The sequence below is a fragment of the Nocardioides sp. P5_E3 genome, from assembly GCF_054049275.1.
In genome coordinates this window covers 25245-51983 of sequence record NZ_JBFUMR010000029.1, presented here as the reverse complement: position 1 = coordinate 51983, position 26739 = coordinate 25245, and the positions used below count along the sequence as shown (strand labels likewise).

General features: G+C 72.6%; 24 protein-coding genes. 9 read left to right on the top strand and 15 right to left on the bottom strand.

The annotated features are described in order from the left end of the window. Positions 1 to 110: 110 nt before the first annotated feature. Positions 111 to 980 carry a sigma-70 family RNA polymerase sigma factor gene (locus ACXJKB_RS17765; protein WP_457190687.1) on the bottom strand — a complete coding sequence of 290 codons (870 nt, stop codon included), beginning with the start codon at positions 978 to 980 and terminating at the stop codon, positions 111 to 113. A 109-nt stretch (positions 981 to 1089) separates the two neighbouring features. On the opposite strand from ACXJKB_RS17765, the gene ACXJKB_RS17760 reads away from it, so the two are divergent. Next, positions 1090 to 2199, top strand: a complete 1110-nt coding sequence (locus ACXJKB_RS17760; protein ID WP_457190685.1) for a prolyl oligopeptidase family serine peptidase — start codon at positions 1090 to 1092, stop codon at positions 2197 to 2199. A gap of 16 nt (positions 2200 to 2215) precedes the next feature. Here the strand turns inward: ACXJKB_RS17760 and ACXJKB_RS17755 are convergent, their stop codons facing one another. From ACXJKB_RS17755 to ACXJKB_RS17745, 3 genes are read right to left on the bottom strand one after another with little or no spacing between them, the layout of a single operon-like run. Further along, on the bottom strand, positions 2216 to 3628 hold the full coding sequence (locus tag ACXJKB_RS17755) for an MFS transporter (protein WP_457190719.1): 1413 nt from the start codon (positions 3626 to 3628) through the stop codon (positions 2216 to 2218). Between the two features lie 47 nt (positions 3629 to 3675). After that, positions 3676 to 4617, bottom strand: a complete 942-nt coding sequence (locus tag ACXJKB_RS17750; RefSeq protein ID WP_457190683.1) for a homocysteine S-methyltransferase family protein — start codon at positions 4615 to 4617, stop codon at positions 3676 to 3678. A 50-nt stretch (positions 4618 to 4667) separates the two neighbouring features. Continuing rightward, positions 4668 to 5264, bottom strand: coding sequence for a DinB family protein (locus ACXJKB_RS17745; RefSeq protein WP_457190681.1), 597 nt, complete (start codon positions 5262 to 5264; stop codon positions 4668 to 4670). Between the two features lie 39 nt (positions 5265 to 5303). Between ACXJKB_RS17745 and ACXJKB_RS17740 the strand changes: the two genes are divergently transcribed. Then, positions 5304 to 5753 carry an MOSC domain-containing protein gene (locus ACXJKB_RS17740; RefSeq protein ID WP_457190679.1) on the top strand — a complete coding sequence of 150 codons (450 nt, stop codon included), beginning with the start codon at positions 5304 to 5306 and terminating at the stop codon, positions 5751 to 5753. Here the strand turns inward: ACXJKB_RS17740 and ACXJKB_RS17735 are convergent. The 8 genes from ACXJKB_RS17735 to ACXJKB_RS17700 all read right to left on the bottom strand — a co-directional run bounded on the left by ACXJKB_RS17735 (position 5750) and on the right by ACXJKB_RS17700 (position 13610). Further along, complete coding sequence (locus ACXJKB_RS17735) at positions 5750 to 6112, bottom strand: bleomycin resistance protein (RefSeq protein WP_457190677.1); 363 nt, start codon at positions 6110 to 6112, stop codon at positions 5750 to 5752. The genes ACXJKB_RS17740 and ACXJKB_RS17735 overlap by 4 nt on opposite strands. 104 nt (positions 6113 to 6216) lie before the next feature. Further along, on the bottom strand, positions 6217 to 8394 hold the full coding sequence (katG, locus tag ACXJKB_RS17730) for a catalase/peroxidase HPI (protein ID WP_457190717.1): 2178 nt from the start codon (positions 8392 to 8394) through the stop codon (positions 6217 to 6219). 104 nt (positions 8395 to 8498) lie between these two features. Then, positions 8499 to 8948: a Fur family transcriptional regulator gene (locus ACXJKB_RS17725; RefSeq protein WP_457190675.1), complete on the bottom strand. Its 450-nt coding sequence runs from the start codon at positions 8946 to 8948 to the stop codon at positions 8499 to 8501. Positions 8949 to 8991: 43 nt separating this feature from the next. Then, complete coding sequence (locus tag ACXJKB_RS17720) at positions 8992 to 9543, bottom strand: GNAT family N-acetyltransferase (RefSeq protein ID WP_457190673.1); 552 nt, start codon at positions 9541 to 9543, stop codon at positions 8992 to 8994. A gap of 9 nt (positions 9544 to 9552) precedes the next feature. After that, the gene (locus ACXJKB_RS17715; protein WP_457190671.1) at positions 9553 to 10530 is read right to left on the bottom strand and encodes an SDR family NAD(P)-dependent oxidoreductase; all 978 of its coding nucleotides are present in this window, start codon (positions 10528 to 10530) and stop codon (positions 9553 to 9555) included. 25 nt (positions 10531 to 10555) lie between these two features. Continuing rightward, entirely contained in the window at positions 10556 to 11425 is an 870-nt protein-coding gene (locus ACXJKB_RS17710; RefSeq protein WP_300048347.1) for an aldo/keto reductase, read from the bottom strand. A 132-nt stretch (positions 11426 to 11557) separates the two neighbouring features. Next, positions 11558 to 13012 (bottom strand): LLM class flavin-dependent oxidoreductase, encoded by a 1455-nt coding sequence (locus tag ACXJKB_RS17705; RefSeq protein ID WP_457190669.1) that lies wholly within the window; start codon positions 13010 to 13012, stop codon positions 11558 to 11560. 19 nt (positions 13013 to 13031) lie between these two features. Beyond that, positions 13032 to 13610, bottom strand: coding sequence for a TMEM165/GDT1 family protein (locus ACXJKB_RS17700; protein ID WP_457190667.1), 579 nt, complete (start codon positions 13608 to 13610; stop codon positions 13032 to 13034). 311 nt (positions 13611 to 13921) lie between these two features. Here ACXJKB_RS17700 and ACXJKB_RS17695 point away from each other — a divergent pair, with 311 nt between their 5' ends. Both ACXJKB_RS17695 and ACXJKB_RS17690 read left to right on the top strand, forming a co-directional pair. Further along, positions 13922 to 14278, top strand: coding sequence for an MmcQ/YjbR family DNA-binding protein (locus tag ACXJKB_RS17695; protein WP_457190665.1), 357 nt, complete (start codon positions 13922 to 13924; stop codon positions 14276 to 14278). Positions 14279 to 14382: 104 nt separating this feature from the next. After that, the gene (locus ACXJKB_RS17690; RefSeq protein ID WP_457190663.1) at positions 14383 to 16581 is read left to right on the top strand and encodes an acyltransferase family protein; all 2199 of its coding nucleotides are present in this window, start codon (positions 14383 to 14385) and stop codon (positions 16579 to 16581) included. A gap of 7 nt (positions 16582 to 16588) precedes the next feature. Here the strand turns inward: ACXJKB_RS17690 and ACXJKB_RS17685 are convergent, their stop codons facing one another. After that, entirely contained in the window at positions 16589 to 16978 is a 390-nt protein-coding gene (locus ACXJKB_RS17685) for a DUF6069 family protein (protein WP_457190661.1), read from the bottom strand. After that, a complete protein-coding gene (locus ACXJKB_RS17680) occupies positions 16975 to 17988 on the bottom strand; it encodes an RNA polymerase subunit sigma-70 (RefSeq protein ID WP_457190659.1) in 1014 nt (337 codons plus the stop codon). Before ACXJKB_RS17680 ends, ACXJKB_RS17685 begins: the two co-directional genes overlap by 4 nt. Before the next feature lie 205 nt (positions 17989 to 18193). On the opposite strand from ACXJKB_RS17680, the gene ACXJKB_RS17675 reads away from it, so the two are divergent. The 3 genes from ACXJKB_RS17675 (at position 18194) to ACXJKB_RS17665 (ending at position 22932) form a co-directional block, all read left to right on the top strand. Further along, positions 18194 to 21166, top strand: a complete 2973-nt coding sequence (locus ACXJKB_RS17675) for a M12 family metallo-peptidase (protein ID WP_457190658.1) — start codon at positions 18194 to 18196, stop codon at positions 21164 to 21166. 138 nt (positions 21167 to 21304) lie between these two features. After that, positions 21305 to 21865: a hypothetical protein gene (locus tag ACXJKB_RS17670; RefSeq protein WP_457190656.1), complete on the top strand. Its 561-nt coding sequence runs from the start codon at positions 21305 to 21307 to the stop codon at positions 21863 to 21865. Further along, positions 21862 to 22932 (top strand): lysylphosphatidylglycerol synthase domain-containing protein, encoded by a 1071-nt coding sequence (locus ACXJKB_RS17665; RefSeq protein ID WP_457190655.1) that lies wholly within the window; start codon positions 21862 to 21864, stop codon positions 22930 to 22932. Before ACXJKB_RS17670 ends, ACXJKB_RS17665 begins: the two co-directional genes overlap by 4 nt. Before the next feature lie 6 nt (positions 22933 to 22938). Here the strand turns inward: ACXJKB_RS17665 and ACXJKB_RS17660 are convergent, their stop codons facing one another. Beyond that, the gene (locus ACXJKB_RS17660) at positions 22939 to 23751 is read right to left on the bottom strand and encodes an META domain-containing protein (RefSeq protein WP_457190653.1); all 813 of its coding nucleotides are present in this window, start codon (positions 23749 to 23751) and stop codon (positions 22939 to 22941) included. Positions 23752 to 24015: 264 nt separating this feature from the next. Between ACXJKB_RS17660 and ACXJKB_RS17655 the strand changes: the two genes are divergently transcribed. Both ACXJKB_RS17655 and ACXJKB_RS17650 read left to right on the top strand, forming a co-directional pair. Further along, positions 24016 to 25425 carry a basic amino acid/polyamine antiporter gene (locus tag ACXJKB_RS17655; RefSeq protein WP_457190651.1) on the top strand — a complete coding sequence of 470 codons (1410 nt, stop codon included), beginning with the start codon at positions 24016 to 24018 and terminating at the stop codon, positions 25423 to 25425. A gap of 24 nt (positions 25426 to 25449) precedes the next feature. After that, on the top strand, positions 25450 to 26736 hold the full coding sequence (locus ACXJKB_RS17650; RefSeq protein WP_457190649.1) for an arginine deiminase: 1287 nt from the start codon (positions 25450 to 25452) through the stop codon (positions 26734 to 26736). The last annotated feature ends 3 nt before the right edge of the window (positions 26737 to 26739 follow it).

Genomic DNA, 26739 nt, shown 5'->3' with positions numbered 1-26739 from the left:
TCGATTGTGGGCGGGGGTGTGCCGCATCCTCACGGCACCTGATCCGGGGTGGTGGCACGAGCCGTGTCATGACCGGCGGATCCTCCGCTCGGGCCGCGGCACACGGTGGATCACTTCGCTGACGGCCCGTCGCGGCGCACGACCTGCTCCAGCACGGCCGGCTCGGCGCGGAAGGTGATCGCGCGGACCTGGCCGTCGGCGACCTCGAAGTCGAAGACGACCGCCGCGGCGCCGCGGTGGAACCACGCGGACGCCGGTCGGTCGCCGACGAAGACGGCCATCGCGGCCTGGGCGCTGCCGTTGAAGAAGGTGGCGACCTCGTCGCGACCCTCGATGGAGGCGGGCGTGCCGGCCAGGACCGCGGCCTCGTCGGCGCCGACCACCGCGTCGGGCGCGAGCAGCTGGAGCAGCCGCTCGAAGTCGCCACCGCGGGCGGCGGCCATGAACGCGTCGACGACCTCCCAGTCGGCCAGCGCGTCCTCGGGTGCCGGTTGCGCGACCTTGGCCCGGGCGCGCGACGCGAGCTTGCGGGCAGTGACGGGAGAGGTGTCGAGGACCGCGCCGATGGTCGCGAAGTCGAAGCCGAAGCTGTCGTGCAGGACGAAGGCCACCCGCTCGCGCGGCGACAACCGATCGATGACCGCCTGGAGCGCGATGCCGACGGTGTCGGCCAGTGCGACGTCGTCCGCGGGGTCGGTCACCGGCTCGGACCACGGCTCCTGCGCCGCGTCCTCGAGGTGCGGGTCCTCCACCGGCACGGGCGTGCGGGCCCGCAGCCGGTCGAGGCAGAGCCGGGTGGTGACGGTGGTCAGCCACGCGGGGAGGTTGTCGATGTCGGTGCCGTCGCGGGTGACCGCGCGGTCCAGGCGCAGCCAGGCCTGCTGCACCACGTCCTCCGCCTCGGCGTGGTCGCCCAGCACGCGGGTCGCGATGCCGAGCAGCCGCGGCCGCTCGGCCTCGAAGCTCTCCGTCCGGTCCATGGGTCCACCTTTCCGCGTGCACGTCGTCTCGACCAGTCGACGTCCCGCGGGCCGCAGACGTGACCGGACGCGACCGGCGCGTTTCCGACCGTCCCGCAGACTGGTCGGCATGCCCGCCCTCCGGCCCCGAGCCGCCGGCCCTGTCGCGACCGTCGCCGCCGTCATGGTGCTGCTCGCCGGGTGCTCGAGCGGGGCGGACGAGCCCGGCTCCGCCGACCCGCAGGACACCCCGAGCGCCAACCCGACCAGCGAGCCCACCAGCGCGCCGACCGAGGAGCCCACGGACGAGCCCACGGAGCAGCCGACCGAGGAGCCCGAGCCGGCACACCCGATCTCGATGGCCGCCCTCGCCCGGGCCGACCTGACCGGCGGTGACCTGCGGCTCGGGGCGGTGCGCGAGCGGACCCCCGCCTACACGTCGTACGACGTCACCTTCTCGTCCACCACGATGGGCCGGGGCACCGAGCCCCTGCAGATCAGCGGCGTGCTCAACGTGCCGAACGGGCGCGGTCCCTTCCCCGCGGTCGTGCTGGCGCACGGCTACATCGACCCGGCCTACTACGTCCGCGGCCAGGGCATGACGCGCGAGCGCGGGTTCCTCGCCCAGCGCGGCTACGCCGCGCTCCACGTCGACTACCGCAACCACGCCGAGTCGACCGACGACCCACGCGTCGAGCAAGCGGTCCGGCTCGGCTACGCCGCCGACGCGGTCGCCGCGCTCCACGCACTCCGGACCTCCGACGACGTGCGGGTCGACCCCGACCGGATCGCGCTGTTCGGCCGCTCGATGGGCGGCGGCGTGATGATGAAGGCGCTCGCCGCCGAGCCCGGCCTCTTCGCCGCGGGCGTGGGATGGGCCTCCGTCTCGAGCCTCGAGGCGGAGAACTTCGCCCAGTTCCAGCGGCCCGACGCGCCCCTCGCCGAGCTGAAGGCCGACTTCCGGGGACGCCACGGGCTCCCCGCCGAGGACCCCGAGTTCTGGCGGGGCGCCTCCCCGCGGCCGCTCTTCGGCGACATCACGGAGCCGGTGCTCATGGTGCACGGCCGGGTCGACGACACCTGCCCGCCCCCGTGGGCCCGCGCCACCCAGCGCGCCATGACGCAGGCCGGCGTCGACGCCACCCTGGAGTGGTACGACGACGGGCACGCGTTCGGGCCGGCCTTCATCGCGGCGATGAACCGGACCGTCCGCTTCCTCGACGCCCGGATGCCCGCCTGAGCCACCCGCCCGCGGGTCAGTCGGTGGCCGCGCCCTCGATCTGCTGCGGCGGCGCATCGGCGTAGGCAGCCGAGAGCCGACGGTAGGGAGCGGACGTCAGCGCGATGAGCACGGTGACGAACATGATCGCGCCCGCGATCATGAAGACCAGCGCGATGCCCCGGGCGTCGCCGTCGCCGAGCAGCCAGCGCCACGAGTCGCTGCCCTCCTCGGACTCCATGTAGGGGATCAGGGCGAACTCCGCGATCGGGCCGATCAGGAACGCGGAGATCGGGCTGGCGGCCAGCTCGACGCTCTGGGCGAAGCCGAACACCCGGCCCTGGGTGCGGAACGGGACGACCCGCTGCATGATCGTCTGCTCGGCCGCCTCGGCGGCCGGGATCACGGCCATGAAGAGGAAGATGCCGAGGACGTAGAGCCAGGCCCACTCACGGACGGTGAAGGTCATTCCGAGAAGGGCGATGGCGAGGTTGACGAGCAGGAGGGTGCGGACCGGGTTGGCACCGAGGCCGAACCTGGCGACGAGCCCGCCGCCGACGACGAACCCCAGCCCCGTGACACCGAGGACGATGCCCCACGCCTCGACGCTGAAGAGCTCCAGGCCGTAGGGGTCCATCAGCGCGATGTAGACACCGGAGACCAGGTTGTTGAACGTCGTGAAGAGGATCAGCGCGACCAGCCCCGGGACCGCGGTGATCGCGGAGATCGCCCCGCGGAAGTCGAAGCGCGGCCCGCCCTCCTCCGGCGCCGGGTCGACCTCGGGGACGGTGATCGGCAGCAGGTGCAGCAGCGCGACGCCGGTCAGCGCGACCGCGATCGCGAGGGTCCACCCCATGCCCAGCAGCCCGACGCTCAGACCGCTGAAGACGCTGGTGATCATGAACGAGATGCCCTGGACGGTGCCCACCAGGCCGTTGGCCTTGTCGCGTCCGTCGTCGGGGACGAGCAGGGTCACGGTGGTGGAGAGCGCGATGTTGCGCAGGCTCTCGACGACGCCGCCGACCAGGATCACGCCGGTGAACAACCAGAACCACGCGCTGCCCCAGTCGGCCAGCCGGTCCTCGCCGAGCAACAGCCACAGGCCGGCCGAGGCGGCGTAGGCGACGAGCGTGACGGTCGACGAGATGACCATCACCTGCTTCTTGCGGTGGCGGTCGACGAGGGTGCCGAAGAACGTCCCGAACACCGCCGTGAAGAGCATGTAGCCGCCGCCGATGATCGCGGTGGCCATCACCGAGCGCGTCTCGAGGTAGGCCCAGAAGGTGAGGGCGAACCACAGGTAGCTCGCGGTCACGTTGGCGACCAGCGTGTTGCCGAGGACCTGCCGGAAGGCGCGCACGGTCTCCGGGCCGCGGGTCACGCCCGGCGGGAGGTGGGCCTCGACCTGCGGCGCGGCCGGGTCGGCCGGGACCGGGTCGAGGTCGTCCATGGGCACCCGACGACCCTAGGCGCAGCCACCGACAGTCCGCCTCCGACTTATCGAGCCGTCGGGGTCCAGCCCTCCCACATCGCCGCGATGTGTCGCGCGTCGGTGCCGCAGCACCCACCGACGATGCGTACGGCCGGGAGCACGTCGACCAGCGCGCGGGTGGTGGCCGCGAGGTCCGGGAGGTCGCCCTCGTCGAGCTCCTCGGCCTCGTCGAGCTCGGCGTGGCTGAGCCGCGAGGAGTTCACCCGGAGTCCGGCGATCCGGCCCGTCCACGCGGCGTCGGCGTCCAGGCCGGGGCGGACGTGGTCGGGGTGGGCGCAGTTGACGAGCAGGTGGGCCGCACCGGCGTCGGTCGCGGCGTCGAGCTGCTCCACGGCGGTGCCGAGGTCGGTGCCGTCCGGCAGCCTGCCGTCGGTCTCGACGGTGAAGGAGATCGCGACGGGCAGGCCCACGTCGGCGGCGGCGCGCACGATCCCGGTCGCCTCGGCGACGGTGGTCAGGGTGTACGCCGTCGCGAGGTCCGCCCCCGCGTCCTGGAAGGCGGCGAGCTGCGCGCGGTGGTAGTCGGCGTAGCGGTCGGCGTCGAGGTCGCCGGCCAGGTAGCCGTCACCGCGCGGCCCCACCGCTCCGACGACGAGCACGTCGTCGACCTCGCGGGACACCTCCTCCGCGAGCGCGCGCAGGTGCTCGACGGCGTCCCGGTTGACGCGGGCGAGCGCCTCGGCGTCGTAGCCGAGGCGGGCGCCCCAGTCGCCGTTGGCCCGCCAGGTCGGCGTCTCGAGGAGCAGGCCGGCCGCGGCGCGGGCCGCCACGACGGCGTACGCGCGGTAGTAGTCCGCCAGCACCTCCCGGCCGGCCGGGTCGTCGAGGAGCGGGAAGGACGCGAAGTCCGGGAGGTCGAGCCCGCGGTGGAAGATCAGGTCGGTCTCGAGCCCTCCGTCGGTGACCCACCCGCGGGCCGTCTCCGGCAGCTGCCATGTCGTCGTCATGCGTGCCTCCCGAACGTGTCGGACCAGATGGTCCGGTATAGCAGAGCTCGTCAGGCCGGGAACTCCTCGGCGATGCTCCTCAGCCGGTTGACGTACGCCGGCCAGTCGACCTCGGGCATGTTGGTGACGTCCACCTTGAGGCCGGCAGCCCCGTCGATGTCCTCCCGCAGGATGTCGGCGTGGCCGGCGTGCCGGGTGAGGTCGGCGAGGACGTGGACGAGCACCCGGTGGAGCGTGACGTCGCGGTGCGCGGCCGACCACCACGGGACCGCCCCCGCAGCATCGAGCGGGAGCTCGGCCACCGTCGCGTCGCTGAAGGCCCACACCGACCGGTAGAAGTCGACGACCTCCGCCGCCGGGACCGAGGCGGGCACCCACCAGTCGGCCTGCGGGTCGGCGTCGTAGTCCGGGTCGGACACGACGAGCGGGTGGTCGGGGTCGGGCCACTCGCGGCCGAACGTCGGTCCGAAGTAGCCGATCTCCACGTTGGCGACGTGCCGGACGATGCCGAGCAGGTTGGTCCCGGTGGGCGTGCGCGGGAGCCGCAGGTCGCGCTCACCGAGCCCCTCGAGCTTCCAGAGCAGGGCGTCGCGCGCGTCCTGGAGGTAGCGGAGGAGGGCCGCCTTCGGGTCACGGAGATCGCTCATGGCAACCGATCATGCTCCTCGCGACGTACGGTCGCACCCGTGATCTCGCGCGTGCACGCCCTCCACATCGCCCCCGGGCGCAGGATCCCCACGAAGTCGGTGGACTCGGTCGAGGCCGAGGCGGGCGTCGGCCTGGTCGGCGACCGCTACCACGGCGCGAGGCACCGCCACGTGACCGTGCAGGCGCTCGACGACCTGGAGGCGGCGGCCGAGGTGCTCGGCAGGCCGGTCGACCCGGGCCTCACCCGCCGCAACATCACGCTGACGACCGGTCCGATCCCGACGCGGCCGGGCGAGCGGATGCGGATCGCGGACGTCGAGCTCGAGGTGGTGCGCATCGCCGCACCCTGCCGGCTCCTCGACGACTGGCTCGGCCCCGGCGCCATGCAGGCGCTGCGCTCCCCGCGGGGCGGCACGGTGTTCCGGCTGCTGGGATCGGGCACCATCAGCGTCGGCGACGAGGCGGTGGCGGGACCCGCCGCCGACTAGGGGTTCTGCACGAGCCGGAGCAGGTTGCCATCGGCGTCGACGAGGTAGCCGATCCTCATCCCCGAGTCCTCGACGCGCGGCGGATGGAGCCGTGGCCACCCGACGTGGGTCACGGGCAGGCCCGCCGCCACGCAGACGTCGTACCACGCATCGACGTCGTCGACGCGCAGGCAGCAGCTCGAGGCGGTCGAGGCCGGGTCCATGCCGGGGTCGGGGAAGAACTCGAGCACCAGCGTGCCGCGCTCCAGGATCAGCCAGCCCGGGTCGTGGTACGCCGTCGCGAACCCGAGCGCGGCGTAGAAGGCAGCCGTGGCGTCGAGGTCACGCGAGGGGAGGTTGGGCGTGGCGTGGTCGACCATGCCGCCACGCTAGAGCGGGCCGAAGACGTCCGCCACCGCAGCCCGGACGCACGGCAGCCCGGCCCCCGAACGGGGACCGGGCTGCCGGCGTGCGACGGGAGGCGTCAGGCCTTCACGTCGTAGCGGTCGTTGTCCATGACCTTCGCCCACGCAGCGACGAAGTCGTGCACGAACTTCTCCTCGGCACCGTCCTGGGCGTAGACCTCCGCGACCGCGCGCAGCTCGGAGTTCGACGCGAACACCAGGTCGGCGCGCGAGCCGGTCCAGGCGTTGCCGCCCGTGCTGGCCTCGAAGCGGTCGTTGGAGCCGGCGGGGCTCCAGACCGTGCCGAGGTCGAGCAGGTTGACGAAGAAGTCGTTCGTCAGCTGGCCCGGGCGGTCGGTGAGGACACCGTCGGTCGAGGCCGCCGTGTTGGCGCCCAGCACGCGCAGGCCGCCGACGAGGACGGTCAGCTCGGGCGCACTGAGGTTGAGCAGGTTGGCCTTGTCGACGAGGAGGTACTCCGCCGGCAGCTTGGCGTCGGACCGCTCGTAGTTGCGGAAGCCGTCGGCCTTCGGCTCGAGCCAGGCGAACGACTCGACGTCGGTCTGCTCCTGGGTCGCGTCGCCGCGACCCGGGGTGAACGGCACCTCGACGGTCACGCCGGCCGCAGCCGCCGCCTGCTCGACACCCACGTTGCCCGCCAGCACGACCGTGTCGGCGAAGCTGATGTCGTTGCGCTCGGCGATGCCCTCGAGCACCGAGATCACGCCTGCGAGCTGCTGCGGGTCGTTGACCTCCCAGCTGCGCTGCGGCTCGAGGCGGATGCGGCCACCGTTGGCGCCACCGCGCTTGTCGGAGTGGCGGTACGACGATGCGGCCGCCCACGCGGTCGAGACCAGCTGGCTGACCGTGAGGCCGGCGTCGGCGACCTGCTGCTTGACGGCCGCGACGGTCTCGGCGGACGGGGTGTGCGCCGGGGCCGGGATCGGGTCCTGCCAGAGGAGCTCCTCCGAGGGGACCTCGGGGCCGAGGTAACGGGCGACCGGGCCCATGTCGCGGTGGGTCAGCTTGAACCACGCACGGGCGAAGGCGTCGGCGAACTCCTCGGGGTTCTCCAGGAAGCGGCGGGAGATGGCCTCGTAGGCCGGGTCCATCCGCAGCGCCAGGTCGGTGGTCAGCATGGTCGGCCGGCGCTTCGCGCCACCCTCGTCGGGCGCCGGGATGATCGCCTCGGAGTCCTTGGCGACCCACTGGCTGGCGCCGGCCGGGCTCTTCTCCAGCTCCCACTCGTGCTCGAAGAGGATCTCGAAGAAGCGGTTGCTCCACTGGGTCGGGACATCGGTCCAGGTGACCTCGAGGCCGGAGGTGATGGCGTCCTTGCCGACACCGGAGCCGTACTTCGACAGCCAGCCGAGGCCACCGGTCTCGATGGGCGCGGCCTCCGGCTCGGGGCCGACGTACTTCTCGGGGTCGGCGGCACCGTGGGTCTTGCCGAAGGTGTGTCCGCCGGCGATCAGGGCGACGGTCTCCTCGTCGTTCATCGCCATCCGGCTGAAGGTGTCGCGGATGTCGTGCGCCGCCAGGATCGGGTCGGGGTTGCCCTCCGGGCCCTCCGGGTTGACGTAGATGAGGCCCATCTGGACCGCGGCCAGCGGGTTGTCGAGCTCGCGGTCGCCGGAGTAGCGCTGCTCGCCACCGCGATCGCCGCCGAGCCACTCGGTCTCGGGGCCCCAGTAGACGTCGTCGTCCGGCTCCCAGGCGTCGACGCGGCCGCCGGCGAAGCCGAAGGTCTCGAAGCCCATGTCCTCGAGCGCGACGTTGCCGGTGAGGATGATCAGGTCGGCCCACGACAGGGCGTTGCCGTACTTCTTCTTCACCGGCCACAGCAGGCGGCGAGCCTTGTCGAGGTTGCCGTTGTCGGGCCAGGAGTTGAGCGGGGCGAAGCGCTGCTGACCGGTGCCACCGCCGCCGCGGCCGTCCTGCACTCGGTAGGTGCCGGCGCTGTGCCAGGCCATCCGGATCATCAGCGGGCCGTAGTGGCCGAAGTCGGCGGGCCACCAGTCCTGGCTGTCCTTCAGCACCGCGGCGATGTCGGCCTTGACCGCGCCGACGTCGAGGGTCTCGAAGGCGGCGGCGTAGTCGAACTCCTCACCGAGCGGGTTCAGCACGGGCTGGTTCTTCGCCAGGATCTTCAGGTTGAGGCGCTCGGGCCACCACTCGCTGTTGGCGTCGCCCTGCGTGGGGTGCTTGAGGCCGTCGTGCAGGACCGGGCACGTGCCGGCCGGGGCGTCCTCGTTCATCTCGCCGACCTCGGCGTTGGCCTGGTTGCTGTCGGAGGTGTCGGTCGAACGCGCGGAGTCGTTGGGCAGGTCGTCGGTCAGGTCGTCGGGCATGGGGTTCCCTCTCAGTGGGTGCTGGCGGTGGTCGTGGCGGAGGAGCTGGTGGCGCAGGAGGGGCACAGGCCCCAGTAGGTGACCTCGGCCTCGTCGATGACGAAGCCGTTGGTGTCGGAGGCGTGGAGGCAGGGGCGTACGCCGACGGCGCAGTCGACGTCGGCGACGACGCCGCACGAGCGGCAGACCGCGTGGTGGTGGTTGTCGCCCACGCGCAGCTCGTAGCGCGCGACCGAGCCGGCGGGCTGGATCCGGCGGACCAGCCCGGAGTCGGTGAGCGCGCCGAGGACGTCGTAGACCGCCTGGTGGGAGACGGTCGGCTCCTCGGTGCGCACCGCGGCGAGGACGCTGCCGGTGTCGGCGTGCGGCTGGCGACGTACGGCCCTCAGCACGGCGAGCCGCGGCCGGGTGACCCGCAGGTCAGCGCTGCGGAGCAGGTGCTCGAAGTCGTGGTCCTCCATCACGGACCACCCTGCCCCCTTTTCTTGAACGAGTCAAGTTTCTTTAGGGGCGGATCGGGAGTCCGGACCACTCGCGGGCCAGCAGCGCCCAGACCTCGAGGTCCTGCCGCTCCTCGCGCACGGGGAACACCTCCCGCAGCGTGCCCTCGTGGGTGAAGCCGAGCCGCTCGGCGACGCGCCGGCTCGCGTGGTTGCCGGGGGCGCAGCGCCACTCGACGCGGTGCAACCCGCGCTCGACGAACGCCCAGTCGAGCATGGCGCCCACGGCCCGGGTGACGATGCCGCGTCCGCGGGCGGACGCCGCGAGGAAGACGCCCGCCTCCGCGGTCCGCGAGCGGGCGTTGATGCTCGGGAAGAGCGTGCCGCCGACCAGCTCGTCGTCGACCCAGATGCCGTAGAGCCGGCGGGTGCCCTCGCCGCGGCCCTTGGCGAACGACTCGAGGAACCCGCGCGCTCCCTCGACGTCCTCGAAGCCCTCCCACGGCAGCCAGTCGTAGAAGTCGGGGCCGTGCGCCCGGAACAGGGCGGCGAGCTGCTCGGCGTGCCACGGCTCGAGGTCGGACAGGCGGGCGTCGTCGATCTGCAGGCTCAGCACCGCGCCACCCTAGGGTGCGGCGGCGTCGTCCAGCCCGGCCGCCTCGCACAGCCAGGCCCAGGCACGGGCCCGGTCGCGGTCGCTCCCGCGCGTCGTCGGCAGCAGGTGGGTCGGGCGCTCGACCCGGTCGTGCCAGAAGCGGCCGGTCGGCGGGGCGGGCTCGACCGCCGTCAGCCACACGCTCGTGTCGGCACCCTGCGCGTCGTCGCGCAGCACCGGCCGGGTGAGCCGGCGGAAGGTCGGGAGCGACTCCCGCACGCCGGGGGTGTCGGCCCAGCCGGGGTGCATGGTCGCGACCGTGGTGCCGTCGACACCCCACCGGTCGGCGAGCATCGGGGCGAGGTCGACCTGCCAGCGCTTCGAGCGGGCGTACGACGTCGTGGGCGAGTAGTCGCCGGCGGTGTAGCCCGGGTCGTCCGCGTGCAGCGGCTGGCCGTACATCCCGCCGCTGCTGACCAGCACCACCCGACCGCCGGCGAGCGACCCGCGCAGCGCCTCGGCCATCACCACCGGCCCGACGAGGTGCACGGCCATGCTGAGCTCGAGGCCCTGCGGCGACTCGGTGCGCTCGGGGGGCATCACGCCCGCGTTGTGCACCACCGCGTGGAGGTCCGGGACCTCGGCGGCGAAGCCGGTCGCGAAGCGTCGTACGTCGTCGAGGTCGGCCACGTCGCACCGCCACAGCCGCAGCTCCGCAGCGGGGTGTGCGGCGCGGATCCGGTCGGCGACCCCGGCCCCCTTGGCCTCGTCGCGCACGAGCAGGTGCACGACCGCCCCGAGACCGGCCAGCCCCTCGACCGTCGCGGCCCCGAGCCCGGAGCTGGCGCCGGTGACGAGGACGTGCCGACCCTCCAGCGACCGCGGGAGCGGGTCTGCCGGCCAGCCCGGCAGCGCCCGCCGCACCGCGAGGCCGATCGTCGTGTAGCCGAGGACCACCGAGCGGTCCATGGCCGTGTCGACCGCGCGGGCGAGGATCGGACGGGGCATCGCGGGCTCCTGGCTTGTCCCTGGGTCAGCTCGCGTCGAGGCGCGCCAGCTCGTCGGCGGTGAGCTCGATCTCGGCGGCCGCGGCCGAGTCGGTGATCGAGGTGGGCCGCTTGGCGCCCGGGATCGGGATGACGACGGGGGACTGGGCGAGCTCCCAGGCCAGCGCGACCTGCTGCGCGCTGACGCCACGCTCCCGGGCGATCTCGGCGAAGGCGGGGTGCTTGTCGGCGAGCTCCTTGGCGTCGGACAGGCCGCCGAGCGGGCTCCACGGCAGGAAGGCCAGGCCGAGCTCCTCGCACACGTCGATCTCGGGCCGGCTCGAGCGGAACTTCGGGCTGAACTGGTTCTGCACGCTGACCAGCGCGGCGCCGAGGACCGCGTGTGCGTCACGGATCTGCTGCGGGTCGGCGTTGGAGAGGCCGACGTGGGCGACCTTGCCGCTGTCGGCGATCTCCTTCAGCGTGCCGATGACCTCGTCGTAGGGGACCTTCGGGTCGGGCCGGTGGTGCTGCCAGAGCGCGATCTGCTCCACGCCGAGGCGCTGCAGGCTGGCGTCGACGGCCTCGCGGAGGTGGGCGGCCGAGCTGTCGGTGTCCCAGCCGCCGCCCTCGGTGCGGACGTGGCCGCCCTTGGTGGCGAGCACGACCCGGTCGCGGGCCCCGAGCTCGTCGAGGATCGAGGCGATCAGCCGCTCGTTCTCGCCCTGGGCGCCGGCGCCCTTCTCGTCGCCGGGTCCGTAGGCGTCGGCGGTGTCGAGGAGCGTCACGCCCGCGTCGAGGGCCGCCGACACGGTGTCGAGGAGCTGCTGGCGGGGCTGGCTGCCGGTCTGGTCGAAGGTCATGAGGCCGAGGCCGATGGCGCCGACCTGCTGCTGTCCGAGAGTGCGCGTCTGCATGTCACGACACTAGTCCGGGCGACGAAGTCGCCAGGACGTGTGGCGGGAGGTCGAGTGACCCCACGGCCGAGCTTGCGAGGCCGTGACGGGTCGTATCGAGACTGACACGTCGGCCCGACCCCGACATCGGCGTCAGGCGTTCAGCCCCCGAAGGGCGAGGACGTCGTCGGGAGCTCCGAGGTCGGGGGTGGCGATGAACACCGTCGACACCCCCAGACCCGCGAGCCGGGCCCACCGGTCGCGGTGGTCGGCGACCGTCGCGGCGTGCGTGCGGGCGGCGTACGTCGCTGCCGGCGTGCGCCCGCGGAGCGTCTCGACGCGCGCCCACACGTCGTCGCGGTCGGCACCCACGACGGGCAGGTCCAGCACCGTCACCGCCACCTCGGAGCGGTCGCGACCGACGTCGTCGCAGTGCGCGTGCAGGACGCCGACCAGCCGCTCGAGCTCGCCCTCGTCGGTCGTGCGGAGGTTGCAGGCGTCGCCGTGCTGCGCCGCGATGCGCAGGGTGCGGCGCTCACCGGAGCCGCCGACCACGACCGGGATCGGCCCCGCCGGTCGGGGGTAGGAGGTCGTCTCGGGCAGCACGACGCCGTGGTCGTCGTAGGCCTTGGTGCCGGCCGCCCAGAGGGCCTTCATCGTCACCACGGCCCGCTCGAGGTCGTCGAGGCGCTCGCGGGCCGGCGGGAAGGCGATGCCGCACGCCGCGTGCTCCCGCTCGAACCACCCGGCGCCGACGCCGACGAAGGCGCGGCCGCCGGTCAGCGCCGACAGCGTGGCGGCGGCCTTCGCCGTGACGCCCGCCGGACGGAAGGTCACGGGCGTGCAGAGGGTGCCGAGCTCCAGCCCGGTGCCGGCGGCGGCGATCGCGCCGAGGGCCACCCACGGCTCCGGTACCGGGTCCCACGCGCGGCCGACCTGGGGGACCTGGATCAGGTGGTCCATCAGCGCCAGCCCGGCGAAGCCCGCCTCGTCCGCCGCGCGGGCGACGTCGGTCAGCCAGGCGAGCGGATCCTCGTCCCACGGGAAGCGCGACACCTGCAGGACCGACCGCAGGCCGAGGCTCGAGATCCGGTCCTCGGTGGGGCGAGGCGCAGCCACGGGGATCGACGGGGCCGCCGCCTCGCCCGCAGCGACCTCGACCACGAGGTCCCACCCCTCGGCGTCCAGCAGGGGACGTACGTCGCGCACCGTGCGCAGCTGGCCCGCGAGCACCGGGGCCGGGACCGGGCGGTCGCGCGCGGCGTTGCGGCGGCGGCACTCGGCGTCCGGGGTGTCGAGGACGACGGCGACCGCCGGCAGTCCGCGCGCGCGGGCCGCGCCGAGCCAGGCGCGCCGCTTCGTCGCGTCGAGCCCGAGGGTGTCGACCACCGTGGTCAGGCCGCGGCCGAGCCGCGCGGCGACGACGGTCTCGAGGACGGCGAAGGCGTCGGTCGAGGCGTCGAGGTCGTGCGGACCGCTGCCCAGGACGCCGCGGAGGGCGTCGGACGAGACGACCTCCTCGCCGCGGTAGCGGGCCGCGGCCCAGGTCGACTTCCCGGCCCCCGAGGCGCCGACGAGCACCACGAGGGCCGGGTCGGGAAGTCGCACCCGCCCAGTCTCGCCTACGTCAGAGGGCCGTCCAGCCCTGCCAGACGAGCAGCAGGCCGAAGACGACGAACGCCCCGGCGGCGCCGTACTTGATCGCCTTCTCGGGCAGCTGGCGGCCGAGGAGCGCGCCGGCGGCGATGGCCAGCGCGTCGGCGGCGACCATGCCGATGGTCGAGCCGATCCAGGTGCCGAACCAGCCCTCGTGGGTGGCAAGGGTGATGGTGGCGAGCATGGTCTTGTCGCCGAGCTCGGCGAGGAAGAAGGCGACACCGACGGCGAGGACGGCCGCGCCCTGGCTGGTGCGCGCCTTGTCGGCCTCCTCGTCGGTGAGCTCGTCTCCGCGCAGCGTCCAGGCCGCGAAGAACAGGAACGCGAGGCCGGCGGCGATGTTGATCGACGGCTGGTAGTCGCTGAAGGCCTCGCCGATCGCGACGCCGATGCCGACCGAGGCGAGGTGGACGATCGCGGTGGCGACGGTGATGCCGATGATCACGTCGCGGGCGCGGTAGCGGGTGGCGAACGTCATCGCCATGAGCTGGGACTTGTCGCCGAGCTCGGCGACGAAGATGACGGCGGTGCTGATGAGCAGCGCTTCCATGGGGGCGGTTCCTCTCCGGCCCGGCCGGAGGTGACCCCGGGAGCCGGGACGCGCCTTCGACCAGGCACGTCCGGGTGGGGTCGTGTGAATCTGGTCGAAAGTCTCGTCCGCCACCACGAGGTGGCCCTGCGCGCCGGACCGGAGAGGTCAGTGTGTCGACACGCCTGTTGGGGACTACTCCCTTTCAGGGTCCAGCCTAGGCGGCGCCGGGACGTACGGCCTCATCGACCGTGGGTGATCCCGCCCACGCGCAGGCGGTGGCCTGGGCTGACGTCGATGCAGATCGACCGCGCCGGGTCGATACTGACGGCATGGCGGTGATCGACGACGTCCTCCCCTTGGGAGCCAGCCTGGACCGGTCCTACGTGGTGACCGTCCGGGGTCGTCTGAAGTTCCGGGTGGGCTCGATCGTCTACACGGCGTTCTCCCAGGACGAGTCGGTGATGGGGTTCGCCTTCCCCAAGGAGGAGCGGGCCGCGCTCGTGGACAGCGATCCTCGCTTCCACCTGCCGAGCGAGGCGGACATGCGGTTCAACTGGGTGCACGCGACGGTCGCCGACCTCGACCCGGCAGAAGCACGTGAGCTGGTCGTCGACGCCTGGCGGATGGTCGTCCCGCAGAAGGTGACGCGCGCCTGGGACGAGGCCCACCCCGGCGGACCCGGCTGACCGGGCGGTCGCGGCGCCCGCCGATCTGGGGTCTGGACCCCATCGGACGCCCCGTCCAGCGCGGTTAGCGTGACGGAGACCTGCTCTCGTCCGTGAGGATCCTCGTGACCCCCGCACCTCCCGACCGGGCCGTGAGCACGAAGGCCGTACGCCGTGGCTTCCGCGACGACATCCAGGGCATGCGTGCCCTGGCCGTCCTCGGCATCCTGGTGTTCCACGCCGGCATCGCCCCCTACCCGGGCGGGTTCGTCACCCTCGACGTCTTCTTCGTGCTCTCCGGCTTCCTCATCACCACCCTCCTGCTGCGCGAGGTGGCGAAGACCGGGACCATCGACCTCGTCGGCTTCTACGTCCGCCGGGCGCGACGGATCCTGCCGGCCGCCACCGTCGCGATCATCGGCACCGTCGTCGCGTCGTGGCTGTGGTTGAACCCGCTCGACGCGCGGGACGCCTCCGTCGACGGCGTGTGGGCGGCGCTCTTCGGGGCCAACGTCCGCTTCGCCATCGAGGAGACCGACTACTTCACCGCGACCGACCCGCCGTCGCCGCTCCAGCACTTCTGGTCGCTGTCGGTGGAGGAGCAGTTCTACCTCGTCATGCCGCTCGCGCTGCTCGCGTCGATCGTGGTGGCCGCCCTCGTGCTGCCCCGCCGCGACGTGCGCGCCCACCGGGCGGGCATCGTCACCGTGCTGGCCCTGGCGACCGCGGCCAGCCTGGCGTGGTCGGTGCACGCGTCGACCGCCTCGCCGGAGAGCGCGTACTTCTCCACCTTCACCCGCGTGTGGGAGTTCGCCGCCGGCGGCCTGCTCGCCGTGTTCGCGCCCCGCCTCGCCCGCGACCTCGGCCAGGTGGCGCGCAACGTCGTCGCGGTGGCGGGCCTCGGACTGATCGGCGTCGCCCTGTTCGTCGTGACCGAGGCGTCGCCGTTCCCCGGATGGCTCGCGCTGCTGCCGGTCCTCGGGACCAGCGCGGTGATCCTCGCGGGCACGGGTCTCGACGACTCGCCGCTGCCGCTCGCCCAGCGCGCCCTCGGGGTGCGGCCGATGCGGGTCGTCGGCGACGCCTCCTACTCCCTCTACCTGTGGCACTGGCCGGTGCTCGTCGTCGCCGAGCAGCGCGTCGGTCGCGACCTGCGACCCGTCGAGCTGCTGGTGGCGCTCGGTGTGACCGCGGTGATGACGTGGGCGTCGTACCGCCTCGTCGAGACGCCGTTCCGCACGGTGCGTACGGCGAAGCGCCCCCGCGGCATGCTGCTCTACCCGGCTGCCGTGTCGGTCGCCGTGGCCTGCTGCCTGGCTGCCACCAGCCTCATCGACCGCCAGCTGGAGGGGCAGGACGCCCCGATCTCCGCCGACGACTACGAGCGGACCGTCGACGGCTCCCGGATCTCGGACGACCCGTGGATCGGCCTCGTGCAGGCGTCCGTGCGGGCCGCGGCCGCCGGGCGGCGGATCCCCCGCGACATCCGACCGGCGCTGCGCGAGCTGAAGGACGACCGGGCCGACCTCGGTGACTGCGAGTACATCGGGACCCCGACGGACCTGTGCCCCGCCGGCGACCTCGACGCCGACCGCACCATGGTGGTGCTCGGCAACTCGCACGGCCGGCACTGGATCCCGGCCTTCGACCGGATCGCGGAGCAGGCGGGCTGGCGCACCTACTACCTGGTGAAGTCGCAGTGCACCCCCGCGCGCGTGCAGATGGTGCGGGGCGGCGGGAAGGTCAAGCCGTGGCAGGGCTGCCTCGACTTCAACGCGTGGGCGGAGGACCGGATCCGCGAGCTCGACCCCGAGCTCGTCGTCGTGTCGACGTCGGGTGCGCCCAACGTCGAGGTGGACGGCGAGGTGGAGCGCAGCACCGACGGTGTCGTCGCGGAGCTGGAGAAGGGCTTCGACCGGCTCTTCGCCGACCTGCTCCCGCTGACGAAGCGCCTCGTGCTCCTCGAGGACGTGCCCCGGCGCACGATCTCGCCCGAGCGCTGCCTGGCCGAGAAGGACGCCCACCTGGGCAGCTGCCTGAGCGGCACCGCCGAGCGGGCCGACCGGGTCACCCGCAAGAGCATCGAGGCCGCCGACCGCGCCGGCGTCGAGGTGGTGCCGACGCGGCAGTGGTTCTGCGACGACGGCCGCTGCCCGGCGGTGGTCGCCGACATGGTGGTGCAGCGCGACGAGGGCCACGTGACGACGACGTACGCCCGCTCGCTCACGACGCCGCTCGGCCGCGCCCTCGGCCTGCTGCCCGAGGGGAGGGGCGGCGGGAAGGGCGCGAACGGCGGCGGGGGCCAGGACGGCGGCGGGCGCTGAGGCCGGGTCAGGCCGGGGTGCGCAGGGTCCGCGCGACGACCGGGACCACGACCGCTGCGGCGAGCAGGTGGAGCGCGACGAGCGTCGCCGCCGTGCCGGCGTCGGCGGCGGCCAGGAAGGGCGGCACCAGCGACACCGCGGTGAGCACCACCGTCGTCCTCAGCCACCACTGCACCGGGCTGTCGCTCCACCGCGACAGGGCCGCGGCGATGAGCACCCCGAGGACGGAGAAGACGACGGTGACGAAGGCGATGCCTGACACCGGGATCGCCTCTCCGCCCGTCACCTCGAGGTCGACGCCGGCAGCCCGGGCGAGGCCCGCGACGACGGCGTTGAGCGCCGCGGCCGCCACCGCGGCACCGAGCCCGGTGACGGCGAGACGCCGGCCGCGGCTCATCGCTCGCCACCCTCGGCCGGCAGGCGCTCGGGCAGCCCCAGCGACTCGAACCGTTCGGCGCCGAAGATGGTGACCTCGGTGACCAGGCCGCCGGCGACGCGCAGCACGTCGATCGTGAGCGGCAGGTGCGCCGCCTGCTCCTCGTTCCAGAGGTAGCAGGCGACCGCGGGCTGACGGTTGACCGCCGTCGGGACCGCCCGCAGGCCGGTCATCTCCGGGAAGCCGTTGGCCGTCCAGTCCGCGAGGACCGCGTCCCGACCGACCAGCAGGCCCTCCCACGGCGGCATCGAGTAGCGCACGTCGTGCCGCAGCATGGTGGCCACCGTGTCGATGTCGGCGGAGACGCTGGCGTCGGTGAAGCGGCGCACGAGGTCGCGGTTCCCGACGTCGCCGTCGTCACCGGTCCACTCCTGCCGCTCGCTGGGCAGGTGCTCGCGCATCCCCGCGCGGGCCCTCTGCAGCGCACTGTTGACCGAGTTCACCGAGTCACCTAGCAGGGTGGCGACCTCCTTGGCCGGCCAGCCCATCACGTCGCGGAGGATCAGCGCGGCGCGCGGACGCGGGGCGAGGTGCTGCACCGCGACGACGTAGGCCAGCTCGATGGTCTCCCGCGCGAGCGCCTTGCTCTCCGGGTCGTCGGCACCGTCGGCGGGCAGCTCGTCGAGGAGGCTGTCGGGGTAGGGCTGCAGCCACCTCACCTCGCCGCCGCGCGCCGGCTCGGGCCGGCGCTGCGCGATCAGGTCGAGGCAGGTGTTGGTGGCGATGCGGTAGAGCCACGCCCGCACCGTCGAACGTCCCTCGTAGGTCTCCCGGGAGCGCCAGGCCTTGAGGAACGTCTCCTGCACCGCGTCCTCGGCGTCCTGGAACGAGCCGAGCATCCGGTAGCAGTGGACGTGCAGCTCGCGGCGGTGGCGCTCGGCCAGGTCCGCGAACGCGCTCTCGTCCATGCCCTGGAGCGTGCCCATGACGACCGCCTCCCCCGTTCGTTCCGTCCACGTGTCGATGGTCATCGTTCATCCTTCCGTCCGTCGTGTCCTGTCACCACGTGTGACGGAGGTAGCCGCGCGAACTCATCACTTGGACTGAAATTTCCGTCACACGCCCGGGAACGCCCGCGGAGGAGGGTGGTGTCCTCCCCCGTGAGGGTGGATCTACCCCACCCCCGCACCGCCTAGTCTTCAGGCCCCCGTCCCGCCGTGAGATCCGAGGATCTGCATGTCCCGTCCCTTGCGCTACCTGTCCCTGCTCATCTCGGCCGTCATCGCCCTCGCGGGCCTGCAGGCCCTGGCCCTCTCCGGAAGTGCCGCTCCACCCGACGACGGCTACTGGGCGGCCACCGACCGACGCCCCGGCGGTGACCGGGGCGACAACACGAGGCGCGTGGAGCCCAAGCGCTACGCCGCCTTCACCCTCGACCGCGCCGGGATCCGCGCAGCCCTCGACCGGGCTCCCGCGGAGGAGTCCGCCCGCGCCGACGACGCCGGGGCCGTCGTGACCGTCCCCGCGCCCAACGGCGAGCTCATCGACTTCCGCGTGCAGCAGGTCGCCGTGATGGAGGACGGCCTCGCGGCCCGCCACCCCGAGCTGACCACCTACGCCGGTCGCGCCGTCGGCGACCCGACCGCCACCATCCGCCTGGACCTCACGCCGATGGGCTTCCACGCCTCCGTGCGTGGCGACGGCAACCGGTCCGCCTGGTACGTCGACCCGGCCTGGAACGGCGACGACAGCCTCTACCTCTCCTACCGCCACGGCGACCTGCCGCGCAGCGACCGCGGTCTGGTCGAGCCCGAGCTCGACGAGGACACCGTGAAGCGCCTCGGCACGAGCCTGGCCGAGGCGCCCGGCACCGAGGTCTCGCTGCGGACCTACCGCCTGGCGCTCGTCACCGACCCGTCCTACGCGACCTACTTCGGCACCGAGAACGTGCTCGCCGAGAAGGTCACCCTGATGAACCGCGTCAACCAGATCTACAACGACGACCTCGCGGTCCGGATGGTGCTGATCGACGACACCGACAAGCTCAACCTCGACACCGCCGCCAAGGCCACGGAGCCCAACGGCCCGTGCGGCTCGGCTCCGTGCTTCACGCCTGCCCAGCTGACCAGCTGCGCCGGCGCCTCGCTCAACCGCAACCGCATCGTGCTCGGCCAGCTCGTCGGCGCCTCCAGCTACGACGTGGGCCACCTCGCGCTCGGCGTCAACGGCGGCGGCGTCGCCGGCCTCGGCGTGATCGGCGGTGACGGCAAGGCCCGCGGCTGCACCGGCCTGCCTGCTCCCGAGGGCGACTACTTCGCCGTCGACTACGTCGCGCACGAGATCGGCCACCAGTTCGGCGGCCCGCACACGTTCAACGGCACCGAGCTCAACTGCTCCGGCAACCGCGGCGGCTCGCCGTACGAGCCGGGCTCGGGCAGCTCGATCATGGCCTACGCCGGCATCTGCCAGCAGGACAACCTCCAGCCGCACAGCGACCCGTACTTCTCGCAGCGCAGCATCACCGACATCAGCAACACCGTCACCGCCACCCGCGCGCCGATCAACGACATCCAGACGGTGTCGCTGCGTGGCTTCGACACCGACGGCGAGTCGTTCACGCTGAGCTTCGACGGCACCCAGACCGCGCCGATCGTGCGCGGCACCAACTACACCGTCGCCGGCATCGACGCCGCGATCGAGGCCGTCACGGGCGTCGGCACCGTCGACATCCGCAACTTCGGCAGCACGAGCACCACGGTCATCGACGACACGGGCTTCGAGGTCCGCTTCACCGGTGCGCCGTACGCCGGCACCGACGTCGCGGCCCTCGGCCTCGCGCCGGCCTCGGGTGACGTCACCGGCTTCGTCGGCGAGACCGCCCAGGGTGGTCCGCAGCGCAACGGCGGTTCCACCGTCACGCCCACCGGCAACCACGCCCCCGTGGTGACGGCCCCGGAGACGAAGACGATCCCGATCCGGACGCCGTTCGCCTTGACCGGCCAGGCGACCGACCCCGACGGCGACCCGCTCGTGCACATCTGGGAGCAGAACGACCGCGGCGGTGCCGCCGGCACCGCGCTCGGCAACCAGACCAAGGTCGACGGCCCGCTCTTCCGGATCTTCGGGGTGCACGCCCCGGTGACCCCGGCCGGCGCGCTGCAGATCAACTCGCCGGGTGAGAACCTCGCCACGTCCAGCCCGACCCGGGTGTTCCCGGACATGGCGCAGATCCTGGCCAACAACACCAACGCGATCGACGGCACCTGCCCCGCGATGCCGCCGAAGCCCACCACGCCCGGCACACCGGTCCCACTGCCCGCCGTGCCCGTCACCGAGTGCTTCGCCGAGTGGCTGCCGACCGCCGACTACGTCGGATCGGCAGCGAACCCCGGCGTCGGGTGGGCCGGCAACACCGAGCCGTCGCTCAACTTCCGGTTCACCGCGCGTGACCTCGCCCCCGAGGGCGGCGGCTACGCCTACGGTGACGTCAAGCTGCTGCTCGACAAGACCAGCGGTCCGTTCCGCGTGACGTCGAAGGCGGCCACCACCGCCGCGGCGGTGGGCGGTCGCACGGAGACCATCTACTGGACCAACAACACGAGCGCCCTCTCGGCCAACGTGAGGATCAGCCTGTCGATGGACGGCGGACAGACCTTCCCGACGGTCCTCGCCGAGAGCACGCCCAACGACGGCAACGCCCAGGTGACCTGGCCCGACGTGGCCACCACCAAGGCGCGGATCAAGGTCGAGGCGGTGGAGAACTACTTCTTCGACGTGAACGACGCCGACATCACGATCCTGTCCGACAACGACGGCAGCACCCCCGGTCCGACGCCGACCACGCCGCCGACCACCCCGCCGACCACCACCCCGACGCCGACCACCCCGCCGGCCGACAAGGTCCGCTCGCGGATCTCGACCAAGATGGTCAAGCCGGTCGAGGTGAAGACCCGCGTCAAGCTGCGGGTCACCGTGCGGGCCAAGGAGGTCGTCCCGTCCGGCAAGGTCAGGATCACGGTGAAGGGCGCCGGGAAGTCGACGTCCTGGACGAAGACGCTCAGCGTCCGGGGACGGAGCAGCGTGCTGCTGCCCCGCTACGCCCGCGCCGGCAAGGTCAAGGTCGTCGTCCGCTACCGCGGTGACGACAAGGTCGAGGCCGGCAAGAAGAAGATCAGGTTCGCCGTGGTCGATCGCGGCCGCCGCCGCTGACGCAGCAGGCATGACGAGGGGCCGTCGGTGGCGACACCGGCGGCCCCTCGTGCGTCGCGACACGTCCCGGCGTCCGTCCGGGTCGTGTCGCCCGGTCCGGGTGATCCTCCCGGCCGGCCCGGCCGCGACGATCGCTCGATGGAAGCACCGGTGCTGGTCCTCGTCGGGGTGCTGCTCGCGGTCGGAGGCATCTGGTCGATCCGCCTGGTGCTGGTGTGCGCCGGGGCCGGGGCGGCCTGGCTGGTGGCCGACGCCTTCGGGGCGAGTGCGGGCACCGCGGCCCTGGTCGCGGCCGCCAGCGGCCTGCTCGCCCTGCTCGTCGGAGTGCTCGCCGCGCGCGTGCTGTTCTTCGTCGTGGGACTGGTGGTGGGTGCGGTCGTCGGAGCGCGCCTCTTCACCATCCTCGACACCGGTGACGCGAGCGTCCTGCTGGCCGTCGTCTTCGTGCCTGCCGTCGCGGTCGTCGGCGGGGTGGCCCTCGAGCGCTGGCGGGAGCGGTTGGTCGGTTGGGTGACTGCCATCGGCGGGTCTGCCCTCGTCCTTGCCGGCCTGGGTCGCGTCGACTCCGACGTCCGGGTCGTCGGCGACCCGGGGGACTACGGCGAGCAAGCGATCTCCGTCGCGGCCTGGGTCGCACTGGCGGTCCTGGCCCGCGTCGTCCAGAAGAGAATCGGTGGGTCCCGCGGCAGGTCGTCGTGACCCCCGACGGTTTCACGGCAGGCGGACCGCCCCATGAGGCACACGCCGGCACGTCCGCGCGCCACCGCCCGCCGTGGCTCCGGCCGGTGGTCGTCGTGGTCATCGTCCTCGTCTGTGGGTGGCTGGCCTCCACGTTCCTGGGCGCCATCGACTGGTCGTCAGTGGGAGAGGCGCTCGGCCGGCTGACGGTCTGGCAGCTGCTCGCGCTCCTGGCGGTCCTGCTCGTGCGCCAGACGTTCAACGCCCTCCCGCTCGCGTTGTTCATCGACGGCCTGGGCGCGGGACGCGCCTTGCTCAGCGACCTCGTCGCGTCAGTCACGGCTGTCGTGGCGCCCCCGCCGGGCGACATGGTCATACGCGTGGCCATGTTCCGCGGCTGGGGGATCGAGGCTTCACGGGGCCTCGCCGGAGCCACGATGAACATGGTCGTGTTCTACGTGAACCGCTTCGCCGCGCCGCTCATCGGCCTTGCGGTCCTTGCCGTCCTGGGCAGTGGCACCCCGCCGGTGGCGGGCGCCGTGGTGAGCATCGCGATCGCGGTCGTGCTCGCCGTGGTCGTCTCGCGCGCCGTCCGCCGTGAGCAGTTCGCCGCCCGGCTGGGGAGGACGGCCGCGAACATCGTGCGGCGCGTGCGCTCCTCGGTCGACCCCGATGCGTGGGTCCGCTCGTCGACCGGGTTCCAGCAGCACATCGTGGCCGACTACCGACGGGCTTTCCCGCGGTCGCTGCTCGCGCTGAGCGCCATGGTGCTGTCGGACGCCTGCATCCTGCTGCTGGCCATCCGGTTCGTCGGCGTCCCCGCGGAGGCGGTGCCGGCGTACGAGGTGATCGGCATCTTCTTCCTGGCCTACCCCCTGACCCTGCCGCCGATGATGGGCCTCGGCATCTACGACGTGGTCCTGCTCGGGGCGTTCATGGAGATCGGCGGCGACGCGCTCGAGCCCGAGCTGGTCGCGGCGCTCACGGTGTGGCGAGCCGTGACGATCCTCGGCCCGGTCATGCTCGGCGGGGTCGTCACCCTCGTGTGGCGGCGACGCCTGGGCGCTGCGACCGCGGACCTGCCGTGACCCGGGTCAGCGGATCTCGAAGAAGAGGCCCTCGCCACCCTGGGTGACGACCAGGAGGTTGTCGTGGAGCTCGGCGGAGTCGCTGGGGCCGTCGAGCAGGGCCAGCACCGCGCGCTCGGTCTGACGCGCCGGACCGGTGCAGCGCCCGCGCTGGAGCGTCACGTTGGAGAAGACCAGCGCCGTCCCCTCGACCTGCACGGTGACGCGTCCGCTCCGACACCCGGTGAACAGGCGCGACAGTCCGTTCGCGCCGACGTCGAGCCGCGGTCGGCGGGTGTCGACCGGAAGCCGGGACACGGCCCCGTCGGACACCGTGCCGACAGCGGTCCAGGTGCGCCCGAGCAGGCTCGTGAGGTCGTCGGGGGTGTCCGTCCCGAGCTCGATCGTGACCCCGCCGGCCTGCAGTGTCAGGGCGTCTCCCTCGACCGTGGCGTCGACGCCGGCGCTGAAGAACTCGGTGAGCCAGCGGTCCTGCTCGAGGAGGTCGGGGTCGCACATCATCATCGTGGCGGCCGGCTCGGACGTCCATGCGATGGTCGTGCCGTCGACCTCGAACGGCCCGAACACGGTGTTGCACCCGGCGTTGACCGACATGGTCTCGCCCTCGAACCCGACCTCGACGGTCGTCCCCTCTGCCAGCTCTGCGCCCTCGACGGAGGTCGAGGCGTACGACCTTCCGTCCAGCGCGGCGGCGTCGACTGTCGCGGCGGACGAGGTGTCCGCCGTCGACGGGGACGGCGAGGAGGACGAGTCCGAGCTGTCGGAGTCGGCACACCCGGCCAGGACGGCCGCGAGCAGCACTGCCGTGCCACCGCGCATGACCGAGCTCAAGCCTTGGTGAAGCACGTCCCCCCGACTCCTCTCCTCGGTCTCTGCCGTCGTCGTGCCGAGTCTGCTCACGGCGCGGACGGGGTGGCCTCCCCCGCAACGGGGGACCCGCTCGGGGCCGTCACGTCGGAGGATCGCACCCATGCGCGCCTCGGGGAACACGCCCGTCCGACCGGCCGCCACTGCCCGGGGGACGGCATGACCGCGCCCGGCACGCAGCCGGCCCCTCCTGCGGAGAGCAGCCCCGTCCAGAAGATGACGCTGCCGACCCTGACCGCCATGGTCATCGGCGGCATGGTGGGGGCCGGGGTGTTCTCGCTGCCGGCCCGGTTCGGCGTCGCCACCGGGATCCTGGGGTCGCTGATCGCCTGGGCGATCGCCGGCGCGGGCATGCTCATGCTGGCCTTCGTCTTCCAGAACCTCGCGCTGCGCAAGCCGGACCTGGACTCGGGCGTCTTCATCTACGCCAAGGCAGGCTTCGGCGACTACGCCGGCTTCAACTCCGCCATCGGCTTCTGGGCGAGCACCGTCGCGGGCAACGCCTTCTACTGGGTGTTCATCACGGCGACGCTGGGTGCCTTCTTCGACAGCTTCGGGGACGGCGACACCGTGCTGGCCCTCGTGCTCTCGACACTGGGCGTCTGGTTCTTCCACGTCCTCATCGCCCGCGGGGTGAGGGATGCGGCGGTGATCAACCGCATCGTCACGATCTTCAAGATCATCCCGATCCTGGTGTTCATCGTGGTGCTCCTCGTGAACCTCGATGCCGACGTCTTCGCCGACAACTGGACCGCCTACGGCTACGGCGACCTCGGCTCGCTCGACGAGCAGGTGCGCAACACGATGATCATCACGACGTTCGTGTTCATCGGGATCGAGGGGGCCAGCGTCTACTCGCGCTACGCCCAGAAGCGCGAGGACGTGGGCCGAGCCACCGTCATGGGCTTCCTCAGCGTGCTGTCGATCTTCTCGCTGGTGACGCTCTCCAGCTACGCCGTCCTGCCGCAGCCGGAGATCGCCGCCACCCGGCAGCCCTCGATGGTCGGCGTCTTCCAGTCGGTCGTGGGCGACTGGGGCGAGGTCTTCATCAGCGTGGCGGTCATCGTCTCCGTCCTGGGCGCCTACCTCGCCTGGACGTTGATGGCCGCCGAGGTCATGTACATCCCGGCGCGACAGGACGACTTCCCGGCGTTCCTCGGACGTGAGAACGAGGCAGGGACGCCGATCACGGCCCTCGTCGTCACGTCGATCGCCATCCAGTCGGTGCTGCTGCTGACGCTGGTGGTGGCGGACGCGTTGAACTTCCTCCTCGACCTGTCCACGAGCCTTGCCCTGCTGCCCTACCTCCTGGCTGCGGCGTACTCGCTCAAGCTCGCCCTGACCGGGGAGTCGTACGAGGACGAGACGCCCCGGGTGAAGCTCCGGGAGGGGATCGTCGCGGGGGCAGCCACGGTCTACACGCTGTTCCTCTTCGATGCCGCCGGCCTCGAGTTCCTGTTGCTGTCCGCGGTGCTCCTGGCGCCTGCGTCGCTCCTGTACGTCAAGGCGCGCAGCGAGCGCGGTCGGCGCATCTTCACCCCGGCCGAGATCGGCCTCTTCGTCATCATCGTGGCCGCCGGCGTCGTCGGCGTCGTCGGCCTGTGGACCGGCCGGATCGCCCTCTGACGCACCGCACGGAAGGAACGACACATGACCAGTGACCAGAATCCAGGACCCGAGGCCGCCGGTGGCGGCGCCGCGTCGGCGTACGGCGTTCACTCGGAGGTCGGCCGGTTGCGCAAGGTCCTGGTGTGCTCCCCGGGCCTCGCGCACCGCCGGCTCACGCCGACGAACTCCGACTCGCTGCTCTTCGACGACGTCATGTGGGTCGACAACGCCGAGAAGGACCACGCGGCCTTCGTGTCGGAGCTCGAGGCGCGCGGGGTGGAGGTGGTCGAGCTCCATGACCTGCTCGCGCAGACGATGGCCGTGCCGGGGGCCAAGGACTGGCTGCTGGAGCGGAAGATCAGCCTGAACCAGGTGGGCTACGGGCTCGTGGACGAGACCCTCTCCTTCCTGCGCACGCTGGACGAGGCCAGGCTCGCGGAGCTGCTGATCGGCGGGATGGCTACCAGTGACCTTCCCGACGACTTCCGGTCCGGCTTCGTCGCACTGGCCCGCGAGTCCACCGGGGCGCGGGACTACCTCATGCAGCCGCTGCCCAACACGCTCTACACGCGCGACACCACGTGCTGGCTCTACGGCGGCCTGACGATGAACCCGCTCTACTGGCCGGCACGTCACGACGAGACGCTGCTCTACAAGGCGATCTACGAGTTCCACCCCGACTACGCCGGGTCGAAGGTGTGGTGGGGCGACCCCGAGCTCGACTGGGGGCTCGCCACCATCGAGGGCGGGGACGTGATGCCGATCGGCAACGCCACGGTCCTGGTCGGGATGAGCGAGCGGACGTCGCGCCAGGCCATCACCCAGGTCGCGCGCGCCCTCTTCGAGCAGGGGGCCGCCGAGCGCGTGGTCGTCGCCGGGATGCCCAAGCTGCGTGCCGCCATGCACCTCGACACGGTGTTCACCTTCGCCGATCGCGACGTCGTGACCTACTTCCCGGGCATCGTGGACGGCATCCACTCGTTCTCCCTGCGCCCCGGCGACAACGCGCACGGGATCGAGGTCACCGACGAGGGCGACCGGGCGTTCGTCGACGTCGTGGCCGAGTCCCTGGGGCTCTCCGAGCTCCGGGCGCTCGAGACGGGGGGCGACGTGTACGCGTCCGAACGCCAGCAGTGGGACAGCGGCAACAACGCTGTCGCGGTGGAGCCGGGGGTGGTGTTCACCTATGACCGCAACACGTACACCAACGCGCTGCTGCGCGACGCCGGCGTCGAGGTGATCCCGATCGTCGGCGCCGAGCTCGGCCGGGGCCGAGGTGGCGGGCACTGCATGACCTGCCCCATCGCCCGCGACCCGGTCGACTACTGACAT

Coding starts and splice junctions, on each gene's coding strand:
- ACXJKB_RS17765 (WP_457190687.1), bottom strand. CDS start 980: ATGGACCGGACGGAGAGCTTCGAGGCCGAGCGGCCGCGGCTGCTCGGC.
- ACXJKB_RS17760 (WP_457190685.1), top strand. CDS start 1,090: ATGCCCGCCCTCCGGCCCCGAGCCGCCGGCCCTGTCGCGACCGTCGCC.
- ACXJKB_RS17755 (WP_457190719.1), bottom strand. CDS start 3,628: ATGGACGACCTCGACCCGGTCCCGGCCGACCCGGCCGCGCCGCAGGTC.
- ACXJKB_RS17750 (WP_457190683.1), bottom strand. CDS start 4,617: ATGACGACGACATGGCAGCTGCCGGAGACGGCCCGCGGGTGGGTCACC.
- ACXJKB_RS17745 (WP_457190681.1), bottom strand. CDS start 5,264: ATGAGCGATCTCCGTGACCCGAAGGCGGCCCTCCTCCGCTACCTCCAG.
- ACXJKB_RS17735 (WP_457190677.1), bottom strand. CDS start 6,112: ATGGTCGACCACGCCACGCCCAACCTCCCCTCGCGTGACCTCGACGCC.
- katG (WP_457190717.1), bottom strand. CDS start 8,394: ATGAACGAGGACGCCCCGGCCGGCACGTGCCCGGTCCTGCACGACGGC.
- ACXJKB_RS17725 (WP_457190675.1), bottom strand. CDS start 8,948: ATGGAGGACCACGACTTCGAGCACCTGCTCCGCAGCGCTGACCTGCGG.
- ACXJKB_RS17715 (WP_457190671.1), bottom strand. CDS start 10,530: ATGCCCCGTCCGATCCTCGCCCGCGCGGTCGACACGGCCATGGACCGC.
- ACXJKB_RS17710 (WP_300048347.1), bottom strand. CDS start 11,425: ATGCAGACGCGCACTCTCGGACAGCAGCAGGTCGGCGCCATCGGCCTC.
- ACXJKB_RS17700 (WP_457190667.1), bottom strand. CDS start 13,610: ATGGAAGCGCTGCTCATCAGCACCGCCGTCATCTTCGTCGCCGAGCTC.
- ACXJKB_RS17695 (WP_457190665.1), top strand. CDS start 13,922: ATGGCGGTGATCGACGACGTCCTCCCCTTGGGAGCCAGCCTGGACCGG.
- ACXJKB_RS17685 (WP_457190661.1), bottom strand. CDS start 16,978: ATGAGCCGCGGCCGGCGTCTCGCCGTCACCGGGCTCGGTGCCGCGGTG.
- ACXJKB_RS17680 (WP_457190659.1), bottom strand. CDS start 17,988: ATGACCATCGACACGTGGACGGAACGAACGGGGGAGGCGGTCGTCATG.
- ACXJKB_RS17675 (WP_457190658.1), top strand. CDS start 18,194: ATGTCCCGTCCCTTGCGCTACCTGTCCCTGCTCATCTCGGCCGTCATC.
- ACXJKB_RS17670 (WP_457190656.1), top strand. CDS start 21,305: ATGGAAGCACCGGTGCTGGTCCTCGTCGGGGTGCTGCTCGCGGTCGGA.
- ACXJKB_RS17660 (WP_457190653.1), bottom strand. CDS start 23,751: ATGCGCGGTGGCACGGCAGTGCTGCTCGCGGCCGTCCTGGCCGGGTGT.
- ACXJKB_RS17655 (WP_457190651.1), top strand. CDS start 24,016: ATGACGCTGCCGACCCTGACCGCCATGGTCATCGGCGGCATGGTGGGG.
- ACXJKB_RS17650 (WP_457190649.1), top strand. CDS start 25,450: ATGACCAGTGACCAGAATCCAGGACCCGAGGCCGCCGGTGGCGGCGCC.